This is a genomic window from Synechococcus sp. CS-1333 (assembly GCF_025128015.1).
Taxonomy (GTDB): domain Bacteria; phylum Cyanobacteriota; class Cyanobacteriia; order PCC-6307; family Cyanobiaceae; genus MW101C3.
In genome coordinates this window covers 152471-165556 of the sequence record NZ_JAHLYO010000032.1, presented here as the reverse complement: position 1 = coordinate 165556, position 13086 = coordinate 152471, and the positions used below count along the sequence as shown (strand labels likewise).

Sequence of the window (13086 nt, the reverse complement as noted above, 5' to 3'; positions counted from 1 at the left end):
GTCGATGTTAACGCGGTAGATGGCATCGGGATGGAGCGCGTCGGCCGTCGGATTGGCATTGAGGATGATCACGGTCCTCGACGGGTCCTTGGGCGACTGGAACGCATAGAGGTCACAGAGGTCGAGTCGTTGGTCCCCGAGAGGAGGACCGAGATTCAGTCCAGTGAAATGGTTCGACACTGCTGTTCTCCTTTGAGCCGAGATTCCCAATTATGGACCGGTTGCCGCTCCTGTGGCGGTGCGCACTGAGCCGCGCGCAGCCCTCTAGAAACGACATGAGCCTTCATGGGCGCGACGAGCGCTGCGGGGGGGCTGGAACGAGTGAGGTATCTGATTCATGATCATGAATCAATACAGCGCGGGAGAGCTGCTTACAGGCGAGGACGCCGTGGTACGCCTCGTGGGTTTCCTGGGCCAAGGCGATGCACGTTGTGTGCGGCACTTCCCATCTCTATGAGTTCCCTCGCGCCTGTGGCGCCTAACGCCCCGCATCAGCGGCGCGGGCCTCCCGCGTCCGCTGGATGGGGTTGTTGGGCTTACTTCAGCGGGACTTGTTGCGCCTGATCAAGCCAACGATCAGGACAATGACACCAAGTAGCACCCCTGTAGACGCAGGAATAGCCATGCTCATTGCGGCCCAGTACATAGTTTCAATCGCATATTGTCTGAATCCACATGGGTAAGTCTCACCGAGCCAGCCTCCGCATCGACCGGAATAGGCGGGGAGCCACACCAAGACGCTGAAGACAAAGCCGGCAATGAAGGGTCCGATCAACGCAAGCGGGAGCTGAAACCATGCCGACCGACCGAAGGCTTGCCGAAAGACAGAGAGCCACACGGCTAAGGGCGGCAAAAAAATCAGCACCTTTGAAATGCTGATGAAGGATAGAGCGATAACGATGTCCATGATGTTTGAACTATCCGTGGAGCCTTACCTAGCGACAAGTCGATCGAAATGCTTTTCTCACTAGGCAACCCTGATGCCCAAGGCCGAATGGGCGGATCCGCATAAAACGCCCTTCAGACCTCTTTTGCAGCATAAGCGGGGAATCCCCTGACGCAACATGACCAGATTCCTTTCTTAGACTGGTCTTTCTGATTCCCCTGCAGGCCCTTGGCGACTTAACCGGGTCCGTATAACACTGTTCAATACGATACAACTTGAGAGACTTCATCCCTCCCTCTGGCAACCTGGAATTGTGACCCAATGGCCTTCAAGTGTCCTTGTTGGTCTGCAAGCTTCTAGATCTGATCCAGTCTTCCCACGCGATTGCCTGGGCGATTGTCCAGAGATGCTCATTGCCACTTTGGCTGGAGGCTCCCTATGGCGGCCCGGCAATCTCCATCACATCGTGCTGATGATGGAGGAGATCACAAACTCCCCTGCTTGGAAACTCCCGAGCCTTCGAACTCCACAATCAGCGGCTCCGTGACTCGCACGAGCCTTTTCCCGCGGAGCACCCCCGCAAGCGTCCGCACAGGCGTCTGTTGTCGACCTCAGCGAACGCGTGGAGTTCCACATCAGTGCTGCTGCGCCGGCGTTCGCATTCCTCCCCGTCAACGCGAGCGATGTGCCGGCTGGCATCGTCGCCCCGGTCTTCCACCAGCACGCCGTTGGGGGTGCTCCCATTGAGCGGTTCCTAGGCGATGGCGAGGCGCACGTCTCACAGGTCCGCCAGGTAGCGGCAGCGTTGCAAGGCGCACCCGATCACCGCCCTTGTCGGCCGGCCGTCAGTCATTCGACATGGGCAGCGCGCTTACCCCTTCAGCGGCAGTGGATCGGTCACCCAGCCGGGGCGGTCGCCCTCTGCGCTGGGCCGCGCCAGGCGCCAGCTCTGCCCCTTTTCACCGCGCAGCAGATACAGCTCGAAGGCGCTGTCCACCCGGTAGGGGTCATTGGCGAGCCGCCAGTCGAACTGGCCGCTGAGGTGAAGCCCCTGGCGATCGCCGATTGGGACCTTCTCCTGATGGCTGACGCGCACCCGGCTCACCTGGGGCGCTCCGGGGGGATCAAGCGCGAGCGCCGTCGCGATCGAGCGCTGGGTGAGGGCGATCTGCAGCTCCAGGGCACTGAGCAGCACCTGCTGCGACGGCTGGCCCACCCCCTGGCAGCCGCTCAGCGCCAGCAGCAGCCCGAGCGCCACAGCAATCAGGCAGGCGCCCAGCGGTGGCAGCGCAGACCGCCCACTGGCGGAGAGAAGGGGACCGGGCAGCATGGGGGCGCCTCAAGATGTGCCCATGATCGGCTGGCTGCAGGGCGCTGTGGCGGAACGGTGGCAGCAGGGACACCGCTGCGGCCTGCTGCTCTGCTGCCAGGGGGTGGGCTACGAGGTGCAGCTCACCCGCCGCCACTGGGAACGGCTCCCGGGTGAAGGCGCCGTGCTCACCCTGCACATCCATCAGTCGATCCGCGAAGACGGCTGGACCCTGTTCGGTTTCGGCGGGCGGCAGGAGCGGGACCTGTTCCGCTTGCTGGTGGCGGTCAGCGGCGTTGGCCCCCAGCTGGCTCTGGCCCTGCTGGGCGCCCATCCGCCCGAGGAACTGGTGCGCGCAATCGTTCAGGCCGATCTGCGCAAGCTCTGCCAGGCGCCGGGGGTGGGCAAGCGCACCGCCGAGCGCCTGGCGGTGGAGCTGCGCGGCAAGCTGGCCGAGAGCGACGGCGGGGCGGCCGCGCTGGCTGGCGGGGCCTTCGGCCTCGATGACGGCGGCGCCGACGATGGCACCACCCCCCTGGCCGCCACCCGCGACGAGGTGCAGATCACGCTGGAGGCGCTCGGCTACGCGCCGCTGGAGATCAACCGGGCCCTGCACGCCGTGGGACGCGGCGGGCTGGAGCCGGCCGAAGGCCCCGATGCCTGGCTGCGCGAAAGCCTGCGCTGGCTGGCCCAGCAGGCCGCCTGACTCCCTCCGGCCCAGGGGGCGCCCACGGGGCGGTAAGTTGTCTGTTTGCACCGTCAGGGCCCGACGCCGGCATGCCGCTCGATACCACCAAGAAACAGGAACTGATCAACAGCCACCAAACCCACGGCACCGATACCGGTTCCGTCGAGGTGCAGGTGGCGATGCTGAGCGAGCGGGTCTCCCAGCTCACCGGTCACCTGCAACAGAACAAGCACGACTTCTCCTCCCGCCAGGGTCTGCTGAAGATGATCGGGCGCCGCAAGCGCCTGCTCGGCTATCTCCGCGCCCAGAGCGAAGATCGCTACGCCCAGCTGATCGCCAAGCTCGGCATCCGGGGCTGAGCGGATCCATGGCGGCCAAGCGCAAGCCCCGCCCGAAGGCCTCCGGTCTTGCCCCCTCTGCCACGGCCGGAGCGGGCAAGTCTGGCGGCGGCGCTGCCGCCAAGGCCAGTGGGGCCAAAGTGATTCCGCCTGCAGTGGCCAACCGCATGGCACGCCGCATCGCCCTGGCCACGGGGGTTCCCTCCGTGCTGGGCATGTCCGCGTTCGTGGTCAGCTACCTGCTGGTGAGCCGCAACATCTACGACGTCCCCCCGGTGCTCACCCTCGCGGTGTCCGGTGGCCTGTTCCTGCTGGGTGTGCTGGGCCTCAGCTATGGCGTGCTCTCGGCCAGCTGGGAAGAAGCGGCCGGCAGCCTGCTGGGCTTCGAGCAGATCGGTGTGAACATCAGCCGTGTGCGTGCCTCCATTCGGGCGATGCGCCAGGGCAGCAACGCGCCCGGCTGATTGATCCCCGCTTCAGCAGCAGCACGCCGCCAGCACGCCACACGCCCCCTGGGATTGCCCCTGCACCGCTCGTGCTGCTGAACGTGCAGCAGACAAGGTGCTGGCGAAGCGATGCGCCTGAAGGTGCTGCAGATCTGCCCTGGAATGAATCCTTGCTGAGCCGTTTGTGGTGCGTTCGTGGCCGCTTGGGGGAGCGCTGGCTAGGTGTTGGAGGTGCCCTTGCAGACCTAGCCCATGAAACGAATGGATCGGAGGTTCCCGATTTCCCTGATTCTCGCCGTGGTCGTGATGATCGCCTCCTGCGTGTTTCAGCCCCCTGCAATGGCCTCGACCAGCTTCGTAACCACCACCCCCTTTGCCGCCAGAATCATGTCCAAAGATCTCTCTGCCTCCGCCAAGCAAGCGGAAGGCCGGCTTGAAGCTGCCCACGGCGAACTCACCGGAGACACCGGCGAAAAGCTCAAAGGGCAGGCCAAACAGGTGCAGGCTGCAGCGATGCAGGCCGGCTCCGACCTCAAACAGGGCGTGAAGTCGACCGCTAACAAGGTGAGCGATGCCACCGCCAAGGCCGCTGACAAGATCAAGTGACCAGGGCCTGAAACACAAAGGCCAATCAGTGGAGTTCTCCGCTGCTTGGCCTGATCCGTTGCATCACGCCCGGGGGCCTGCTGCTAGGCCTGCTGTGGTGATCCACAGGATTCAATCCCAATAGCTACTTCAATCGTTCAGGAGTGCCTCCCATGCTGGAAACCGTGGCTGTCGTGCTGCTTGTGTTGTGGCTGTTGGGTCTGGTCAGTTCGTTCACATTGGGTGGGTTGATTCACCTGTTTCTTGTGGTCGCTGTAGTGATCATTGTGCTACGGCTGCTGCAACGCTCCCGGATCTGATGGATCTGATGGATGCGTTTTCAGGCCTTGCTGCAAGGCCGATTTCTTCTTGTTGCTCTCGATGATTCGGCTGCTGACAACCTTCAGGCTTCAGGTGGTGATAGCGGTGTCTGCATTCATCTCCGTGGTGCCTCTGGATATTCGGGCACAATCCATTGATGCCCGTAATCTAGCCATGCACTTCTGCCAGCTTGCTGTGAATAATGAAGTGAAGCGCTCGGGTCAGAGTGTGCCTGAAGGGTTAACACAATCCACTTGCCAATGCTTTCTCAGGCAGTTTGATTTCAACAGCAATCTCAAAGCGGCTGAAAGTGTCTGCCGGCAAGAGACGCTGCGCAAATACGGGCTTTGATGGCGTTCGGTTCACGGCTCAGCGCCCCACTCCGCGAACCTTTGCGTGCACGTCTCACCGCATCCAGGCCCGTGCGTGAGCCCCAGGTCCATGCGTAATCCAGCCAGGCGTCTCAAGCCACCGGTCTGGCAGCCACAGCATCAGCCCAGCCGCAGATCAGGCCAGCTGCAGGGGTGAGTGCAGCCGGGCGGTGAAGGCGGCGGCGTGGAGGGTGTCCACGGCGGCCACGCCATCGCGCACGCAGAACTGGTGGCCGAAGCGTACGTAGCGGGTCTGGTCGTGCAGCTTCACCAGCGCCACCACCGGCACCCGCACCCCCGCTTCGTCCTGCTCCGGCCGGTGCCGCACCAGGCATTCGCGCAGCTGATGCTGCACGGCGATGTCGGCGGCCTGCTCGGCCTCCAGTTCCACCAGCAGCAGCTGCAGATCATCGATGGCGCGGCAATCGTCCACGATCAGCTGCACCCGGTCGTCGCGTCGATCCACCGAGGCCCAGATCAGCAGGCGTGCATCCACCATCAGGTGATCGCAGAGCCGGGCGAAGGTTTTTGGAAACACCACCGCTTCGGCAGTGCCGGTGAGGTCTTCGATCTGCAGCACCGCCATGCGGTCGCCTTTGCGGGTGGTGACATTGCGGATCTCCGGCACCATCGCCACCACACTCACGCGCGCCTTGTCGGCCTGCTCCTCGAGCGTGGCCAGGCCGATCGGTGAGAGCAGCCGGATCGGCTGCGCGAGTTGCCTCAGCGGGTGATCGGAGAGATAGAAGCCCACCAGCTCCTTCTCCAGCCTCAACTTCTCCTTCGGCGGATAGTCGCTCACAGGAGCAGCTTTCGGCGCCATGCTGTGATCAGCGCCCCCAGCGCCGCTGCCTGCTTTGCCGCCGCCATCGGCAGGCGGGGGGGCAAACAGATCGAACAGGTTTCCCTGTCCACTGGCCCGGTCGCGGGCGCGAGAGCCTGCCCAATCCAGCACCAGATCGAGATCCGCCATCAGCTGGGCGCGGTTGGCGTTGGGCTCCAGCGCATCGAGGGCGCCGCAGTGGATCAGCGATTCGAGCGCCCGCCTGTTCATCAGGTTGGTGGGGATGCGATCGCAGAGATCAGCGAGCGAGGCAAAGGGCCCATCCATGTGGCGGGCCTCCAGCAGCTGACGGATGGCGCCATCCCCGAGGTTGCGCACCGCCGAGAGTCCGAACAGGATGCGATCGCCGGTGGGGGTGAAGTCGATTCCCGAGGCATTCACATCGGGTGGCATCACCTCGATGCCCATGGATTGGCAGTTGGCGATGTAACGCTGCACCTTGTCGGTGCTGCTGGCGTTGACGGTGAGCAGGGCAGCCATGTAGGCCACCGGATAATGCGCCTTGAGATAGGCGGTTTGATACGTCACTGCCCCGTAGGCGGTGGAGTGGCTCTTGTTGAAGCAGTATTCCGCGAACAGCACCATCTGCTCGAATAGCTTTTCCGCCACCGCACTGTTCACGCCGCGGGCCGTGGCCCCCTCCACGAACTGGCTGCTGTGCTTCTGCATCTCCGACACCTTCTTCTTGCCCATGGCGCGGCGCAGCAGATCCGCTTCCCCCAGCGAATAGCCGGCCAGATCCTGCGCGATCCGCATGATCTGCTCCTGATACACCATGATCCCGTAGGTTTCCTTCAGGATCGGCTCCAGGGCCGGGCAGGCGAAATCAATCGCTTCGCGGCCGTGCTTGCGGTTGATGAATTTGGGGATCAGGCCGGCATCCAGCGGGCCGGGGCGGTAGAGCGCCAGGATCGAGGAGATATCTTCCAGGGAAGAGGGTTTCAGATCGCGCACGATCTGACGCATGCCGCTGGATTCCAGCTGGAAGATGCCTTCCAGATCACCGCGGGCCAGCAGTTCATAGGTGCCGGGGTCATTGGCCGGCAGGGCATCGGGGTCGATGCGTTCACCGCTGCCCCGCTCCACCAGATCCACCGTCTTTTCGATCATGGTGAGGTTCTTGAGGCCGAGGAAGTCCATCTTCAGCAGCCCCATCGCCTCCACATCTTCCATGAAGTACTGGGTGATCACCTGGCCGTCGTTGTTGCGCTGCAGCGGCACCAGCGAATCAAGCGGTTCGGCGGCGATCACCACACCGGCGGCATGCACACCGAAGGTTTTGTTGGTGCCTTCGATGCGGCGGGCCATGTCCACCCAGCGGCGCACATTGGCGTCGTTTTCATACTTTTCGCGGAACTCCGGTGCCGGTGACTCCGGCCCGATCATCTCGGCGAGCTTGGCCGGTTTGCCCCTCACCACCGGAATCAACTTGGCCAGCCGGTCGGCATCGCCGTAGGGGATGTCGAGCACGCGCGCCACATCCTTCAAGACCGCCTTGGAGGTCATGCGGTTGAAGGTGATGATCTGCGCCACCTTGTCGTCGCCATAGCGCCGGGTGACGTACTCGATCACCTCGCCGCGCCGCTCGATGCAGAAGTCGGTGTCGATGTCCGGCATCGACTTGCGCTCGGGGTTGAGGAAGCGCTCAAACAGCAAGCCGTGCTCCACCGGATCGAGCGCCGTGATGCCAAGCGCATAGGCCACCAGCGAGCCGGCCGCCGAGCCCCGACCCGGACCCACCGGGATGCCCTGCTCACGGGCGTAGCGGATGTAATCCCACACCACCAGGAAGTAGGTGGGGAAGCCCATCTGCTCCATCACCTGCAGCTCGAAGGCCAGCCGCTCGCCATAGAGCGGCGTGAACGGCTCGGCGGCCGAGAGCCCCAGCCGCTTGCGCAGCCCCTGCTCACTCACCTCGCGCAGATAGCTCACCGCCGTGTGGCCATCGGGGATCGGGAAGCACGGCATCTGCTGGCGGCCGAGGATGTCGTAGGCCTCCACCTTCTCGGCCACCACGGCGGTGTTGGCGATGGCACGGGCCACCACGGCGGCATCGAGATGATCGGCGAACAGACGGCCCATTTCCGCCTCGCTCTTGATGTATTCCGTGCCGGTGTACCGCAGGCGCTTCTCATCGGTCACCAGCTTGCCGGTGAGCACGCAGAGCAGGGCGTCGTGCGCTTCCACGTCACCGCTGGTGAGGTAGTGGGCGTCGTTGGTGGCAATCAGCTCGATGCCGAGTTCGGCGGCGATGCGCACGATCTCCACGTTCACGATCCGGTCTTCCGGGGAGCCGTGATCCTGGATTTCCAGGTAGAAATCCTCCCCGAACAGCTCCTGATACCAACGGGCCACATCCCGCGCCACATCCGGGCGGCCGCGCAGAATCGCCTGGGGGATCTCACCGCCGAGGCAGGCGGTGGCCACAATCAGGCCTTCGCTGTACTGCTGCAGTAGTTGTTTGTCGATGCAGGCGCGGGCAAAGATGCCGCGCCCCCGCATGCCGCGCAGGTGGCTGATGCTGGTGAGCTTCACCAGGTTGCGGTAGCCGGTGTCGTTCTTGGCGAGCACCACCAGGTGGTAGCGGCGTTCTTTCTTCGGCTGCGGATCCTCGATCGAGCCGTTGATCACATACATCTCGTTGCCGATGATCGGCTTGATGCCGGCCTTGCGGCACAGCTTCAGCAGTTCGATCGCGCCATACATCACGCCGTGGTCGGTGAGGGCGAGGGCCGGCATGCCCAGCTCCACCGCGCGCTCCACCATCTGCGGCAACTGGCTGGCCCCGTCCAGCAGGCTGTAGTCGCTGTGGTTGTGGAGCGGAACGAAAGCCAAGGGCGTGGGGTGGCTGAACCACTACGGGGTGTGCTTACCCTACGGGCACAACACTAGATCTGGCGTTTAGTTCCCTGTCAAGGCACCGCCGGCTCAGGCCACCAGGGCCGCCTCAGGCCGGCTGTCCATCACCCGCGCCGCCTGTTCGTAGTGGTGAGCCACCTGCAGCAGGCGCGGCTCCTCCAGCACGCCGGTGATCAGCTGCAGACCGATCGGCAGGCCGTCGGCGTCGAAGCCGCAGGGCAAGGAGATCGCCGGCAGGCCCGCCATGTTGGCCGGAATCGTGAGCAGGTCGGCCAGGTACATCGCCAACGGGTCGTCGGCGTGGGCGCCGAAGCGGAAGGCGGTGGTGGGTGAGGTGGGGGTGAGCAGCACGTCCACCTGGCCGAAGGCGGCGTCGAAGTCGCGACGGATCAGGGTGCGCACCTGCTGGGCCTTCTTGTAAAAGGCATCCACGTAGCCGGCGGAGAGGGCGTAGGTGCCGATCAGGATGCGGCGCTGCACCTCGTCGCCGAAGCCTTCGGCGCGGCTGCGGGCGGTCATCTCCGCCAGGCTGCCGGCCTGCTCGGAGCGGAAGCCGTACTTCACACCGTCGTAGCGGGCCAGGTTCGCCGACGCCTCTGACGGGGCGATCACGTAATAGGTGGCGATGCCGTCGTTGAAACGGGGGCAGCTCACCTCCACCAGCTCGCAGCCGAGGGCCTCCAGCTGCGCGGCGGCCGCCAGCACCGACGCCTTCACCTGGGGATCCAACCCCTCCTGTTCAAAGCATTCGCGCACGAGACCCACGCGCAGACCGGCGATGGGTTGCCGCAGCGCGGCCCGGTAATCCGGCACGGGGGCCTGCAGGCAGGTGCCATCGCGGGGGTCGGCGCCGGCGATCACCTGCAGCAGCTCGGCGGCATCGGCCACGCTGGTGCTGAACGGACCCACCTGGTCGAGGGAGCTGGCGAAGGCCACCAGCCCCCAGCGGCTCACCCGGCCGTAGGTGGGCTTGAGCCCCACCACGCCGCAGAAGGCGGCGGGCTGGCGGATCGAGCCGCCGGTGTCCGATCCGAGGGCCGCCATCGCTTCACCGGCGGCCACAGCCGCCGCGCTGCCGCCGGAGCTGCCGCCCGGCACCCGTTCGGGGTCCCAGGGGTTGCGGCTCGGGCCGAAGGCGGAGGTTTCGGTCGAGCTGCCCATGGCGAACTCGTCGAGGTTCGTTTTGCCCAGCAGCACCGCGCCGGCCTGCCACAGCCGTTCGGTGACGGTGGATTCGTACGGCGGAACGAAGTGCTCCAGCATGCGGCTGGAGCAGGTGGTGGCGATGCCCTTGGTGCAGAGGTTGTCCTTGATCGCCAGGGGGATACCGGCCAGCGGCGGCAGCGTCTCACCGGCGGCACGGGCGGCGTCGATGCGATCGGCATCGGCGCGGGCCCGTTCCGCCGTCACCTCCAGGTAGGCATGCACGGTGGGATCCACCGTGTCGATGCGGGCCAGGTGGTGATCGGTGAGCTCACGGGCGGACACGTCTCCGCTCTGCAGCCGCTCACGCCATTCGGCGATCCCCATCCCAAGCCCATCGTTGCTGGTGGGACGCTATCAGCCGGGCTCCTGAACGTCGGTGAGGGGTTCGCCCCGGTGCGTGCGGAGGATTTCATGGCTCAGCCCGCCGGGTGCCTCTGCCTGAAGATCGGCGAGAAAGTGCTCCAGTTCCACTTCCAGCTCCTGGCGCCGCATGAACGGGCCGAACCAGTAGATGACGTTGGGATCGTGGGTTTCAACCCGCGCCCACCATGCCATCCCCAGACCATTGGCCAGGCTGCGCAAAGGCCGGATCAGGGCGTCCATTCAGGCTTTTCGTACCGATCCATTGTGCCCTCGCATGGGGCCGTCCACAGCCGTTTTTCCCGAATGGTGTGCACCGTCGGACTCAGAGCTGGATGTCCCCCTGAAAGCCCGTGGGGCTGGTCGGCGAGAGCTCCAGGGTGAGCTCCAGAGGCGCTGAAGGAGGTGCTGGGGCAGCGGTGGATTCGCTGCTGGTTCCAGGCTCCTGAATGGTTGCGGTCTTCTCACTGGCTGCAGGCTCCACAACGGCTGCGAGCTCGTTGTGGGCCGCGGGCACCGCGTCCTCTGCGGGTTCCTGCACCTGCTCCGGGTCGATGCCGGCGAGGGAGTCGTACGCAGCCACTGCCTCCTCCACCATCAGCTCCCCATCAATGCGCAACTCCTCATCCACGGGGAACTCCCCATCGACGCGCTGTTCTTCAACGACGATCAACTCCTCTTCGACGATCAACCCCTCATCCACAGCCAGGAGCCCATCCACAGGCAGCTCCTGATCAGCGGTCAGCAGCCCCTCATCGGCCGGAAGCGCATCGCCCGGGCCGTCAGCAACGGCGGCCGGTTGGTCAACCGCCGCCGGGACTGCTTCTGTGTTGCTGGCTGCCGCCTTGCTCGGCAGCTGCGGACGCACGATGCGCGGAGCCGGGGCATTGCCGGTGATCGCCTGCATCCAGCCGCGGCGGGCTACCTCATAGAGCAGCAGGGCCGTGGCCACCGAGGCGTTCAGGCTGGGCGTGGCGCCCCGCAGCGGAATGCGGATGAGCTGGTCGCAGTGTTTGCGGGTGAGCATCGAAAGCCCCTGGCTCTCCGAGCCGGTGACCACCACCAGCGGGCCGTCGAGATCGGCTTCCGTGAGGCTTACCGTGCCTTCTTCAGCCAGGCCCACCACCCGGTAGCCCTCCTCCTTGAGCTGCTCCAGCGAGCGGTTCAGGTTCACCACCCGGGCCACGGGCAGGTGCTCCAGGGCGCCGGCGGCCACCTTGGCCACCGAGCCGGTGAGGCCCGCATTGCGGCGCTGTGGCAGCACCAGGCCATGGGCGCCAAGGGCTTCGGCGCTGCGCACGATCGCGCCGAGGTTGTGGGGATCGGTGAGTCCGTCCACCGCCATCAGCAGGGGCGGTTCGCCGATGCCGCGGCAACCGTCGATCAAGGTGCCGAGATCGAGGGTCTCGGCGGCGGCGACCTGCAGCACGATCCCCTGGTGCACCGCTCCACCGGTGAGCTGGCCGAGGCGGGCCCAGGTGACCTCCTCCACCAGCACCCCACCGGCCTTGGCTTCGCGCAGCAGCTGCAGGAAGCGGGGAGCGAAGCGCAGCTCAGGGGTGCACCAGATGCGGTGAATCGGCCGGTCGCTCTCCAGCGCGGCCTGGGCGGGATGGCGTCCCCAGATCAGATCATCGGCCGGTTCGGCGCCGAAGCGTTCCGATTCGCCCGTTGCTTGCGGCTCGCTGGCACCACGGTCCACGAACATCCCGCCGGAACCGCCGGGGCCATCAGGCCGGGGGGCGGAGAAGGGGGGCTTGCGGAAGGGCGGCCGGCCCGTGGGGCGGCCGCCGAAGGAAGGACGGCCGCCGAAAGAGGGACGGCCACCAAAGGAGGGGCGACCTTCCGGCCTGCGATCGCCGAAGCGGCGCTCACTGAACGGGCGGGCGCCCGAGGGCCGATCGCCGCCAGGGCGGTCGCTGGAGGGGCGATCGCCGGCTGGGCGGTCCACAGAGGGCCGATCACCTGCAAGCCGCTCCCCACCGGGCCGCTCGCCAAAGCGCCGCTCACCCCCGGCGCGATCGTCCGTGCCACGACGGGGGCCGAAGCGGGCACCACCACCAAAGCGGGCGCCGCCACCAGCGCCACCGAAGCGCGCACCGCCCCCGGCACCACTGCCGCCGCCGAACCGTGCACCACCGCCACCGAAGCGGGCGCCACCCCCCTCGGCCGGGGCCGCTCCCGCTTCCGGCCGGCGACCGGCGGGGCGCGAACTGATCACCCGGGCCGGGCGGCCTTCGCCGGCGGGGCGCTGCACGCGCTCACGCCGCTGCTTGCGCCATTCCTCACCGCCCCGGTCGGGGGCTTCGCGGCCGCCACGCTCCGGGGCCGGACCGCGGCGCTCAGGCCGCCCTTCGCCTGGACGGGACGGCCGCGCGCCGCGCGGGCCTGCTCCGGGCCGATCGCTGCCCCCGCCTGCGCCATTGGGCCGGCGGCGCTCGAAACGTTGGTTCATGGGTACGGAGGCAAGGGGTCAGGGGTCGGTCTGTTCCAGATGATCCAGCAGCTGGGCGAGCCGTCCGGGATTCCGTAAAAAGAGCCAGCCCACCATTGTCTCAAACCCTGTGGCCTGTCCGTAGCGTCCCGCATCTCCCCGGCGAGGACCACGGCCGGCTTTGTTGCGGCCACGCCGCACCCATTCCCGCTCTTCCGGCTCCAGCAGCGGCTCAAGCCGCTCCAGCGCCCGCGCCTGGGCATCGGCGCGCACTTCCTCCACCACGGCCCGGTGCAGCACATCGCTGCGGCCGGGGCTGCGGCAGTGGCGCAGACGTTGATGCAGTTCCCACACCGCATCGCCCAGCCAGGCGAGTTGGAGCGGCCCCAGCGCCTCGGCTTCCGCCGGTTGCAGGCACATCAGCCAGCGGACGGCCTCG

The 13086-nt window shown here is 66.1% G+C and carries 14 protein-coding genes; 6 read left to right on the top strand and 8 right to left on the bottom strand.

The genetic code is table 11. From position 1 onward, the window contains the following. The 3 genes from KQ303_RS13070 to KQ303_RS13060 form a co-directional block, all read right to left on the bottom strand. On the bottom strand, positions 1 to 180 hold a 180-nt coding region (locus tag KQ303_RS13070), incomplete at its 3' end, for a DUF4331 domain-containing protein (RefSeq protein WP_259730620.1). Positions 181 to 541: 361 nt separating this feature from the next. Next, positions 542 to 907 carry a hypothetical protein gene (locus KQ303_RS13065; protein ID WP_259730619.1) on the bottom strand — a complete coding sequence of 122 codons (366 nt, stop codon included), beginning with the start codon at positions 905 to 907 and terminating at the stop codon, positions 542 to 544. Between the two features lie 850 nt (positions 908 to 1757). Then, entirely contained in the window at positions 1758 to 2216 is a 459-nt protein-coding gene (locus KQ303_RS13060) for a hypothetical protein (protein ID WP_259730618.1), read from the bottom strand. Positions 2217 to 2238: 22 nt separating this feature from the next. On the opposite strand from KQ303_RS13060, the gene ruvA reads away from it, so the two are divergent. From ruvA to KQ303_RS13030, 6 genes are all read left to right on the top strand, one after another. Continuing rightward, positions 2239 to 2901, top strand: coding sequence for a Holliday junction branch migration protein RuvA (ruvA, locus tag KQ303_RS13055; protein ID WP_259730617.1), 663 nt, complete (start codon positions 2239 to 2241; stop codon positions 2899 to 2901). 71 nt (positions 2902 to 2972) lie between these two features. Further along, on the top strand, positions 2973 to 3242 hold the full coding sequence (gene rpsO / locus KQ303_RS13050; protein ID WP_094513390.1) for a 30S ribosomal protein S15: 270 nt from the start codon (positions 2973 to 2975) through the stop codon (positions 3240 to 3242). Positions 3243 to 3250: 8 nt separating this feature from the next. Continuing rightward, positions 3251 to 3685 carry a PAM68 family protein gene (locus tag KQ303_RS13045; protein ID WP_094513393.1) on the top strand — a complete coding sequence of 145 codons (435 nt, stop codon included), beginning with the start codon at positions 3251 to 3253 and terminating at the stop codon, positions 3683 to 3685. Between the two features lie 279 nt (positions 3686 to 3964). After that, a complete protein-coding gene (locus KQ303_RS13040) occupies positions 3965 to 4273 on the top strand; it encodes a CsbD family protein (RefSeq protein WP_399233761.1) in 309 nt (102 codons plus the stop codon). Positions 4274 to 4425: 152 nt separating this feature from the next. Next, positions 4426 to 4572 (top strand): lmo0937 family membrane protein, encoded by a 147-nt coding sequence (locus KQ303_RS13035; protein WP_259730616.1) that lies wholly within the window; start codon positions 4426 to 4428, stop codon positions 4570 to 4572. A gap of 61 nt (positions 4573 to 4633) precedes the next feature. After that, on the top strand, positions 4634 to 4924 hold the full coding sequence (locus KQ303_RS13030; RefSeq protein WP_259730615.1) for a hypothetical protein: 291 nt from the start codon (positions 4634 to 4636) through the stop codon (positions 4922 to 4924). 156 nt (positions 4925 to 5080) lie between these two features. On the opposite strand, the gene KQ303_RS13025 is transcribed toward KQ303_RS13030, so the two are convergent. From KQ303_RS13025 to KQ303_RS13005, 5 genes are all read right to left on the bottom strand, one after another. Then, the gene (locus tag KQ303_RS13025; RefSeq protein WP_259730614.1) at positions 5081 to 8623 is read right to left on the bottom strand and encodes a DNA polymerase III subunit alpha; all 3543 of its coding nucleotides are present in this window, start codon (positions 8621 to 8623) and stop codon (positions 5081 to 5083) included. Positions 8624 to 8716: 93 nt separating this feature from the next. Further along, entirely contained in the window at positions 8717 to 10177 is a 1461-nt protein-coding gene (gatA, locus tag KQ303_RS13020; RefSeq protein WP_259730613.1) for an Asp-tRNA(Asn)/Glu-tRNA(Gln) amidotransferase subunit GatA, read from the bottom strand. A gap of 30 nt (positions 10178 to 10207) precedes the next feature. Then, a complete protein-coding gene (locus KQ303_RS13015; protein WP_399233757.1) occupies positions 10208 to 10435 on the bottom strand; it encodes a DUF1816 domain-containing protein in 228 nt (75 codons plus the stop codon). Between the two features lie 103 nt (positions 10436 to 10538). Further along, on the bottom strand, positions 10539 to 12668 hold the full coding sequence (gene rlmB, locus KQ303_RS13010) for a 23S rRNA (guanosine(2251)-2'-O)-methyltransferase RlmB (RefSeq protein WP_259730612.1): 2130 nt from the start codon (positions 12666 to 12668) through the stop codon (positions 10539 to 10541). A gap of 18 nt (positions 12669 to 12686) precedes the next feature. Next, positions 12687 to 13067 (bottom strand): ribonuclease III domain-containing protein, encoded by a 381-nt coding sequence (locus KQ303_RS13005; protein WP_259730611.1) that lies wholly within the window; start codon positions 13065 to 13067, stop codon positions 12687 to 12689. Positions 13068 to 13086 lie beyond the last annotated feature (19 nt).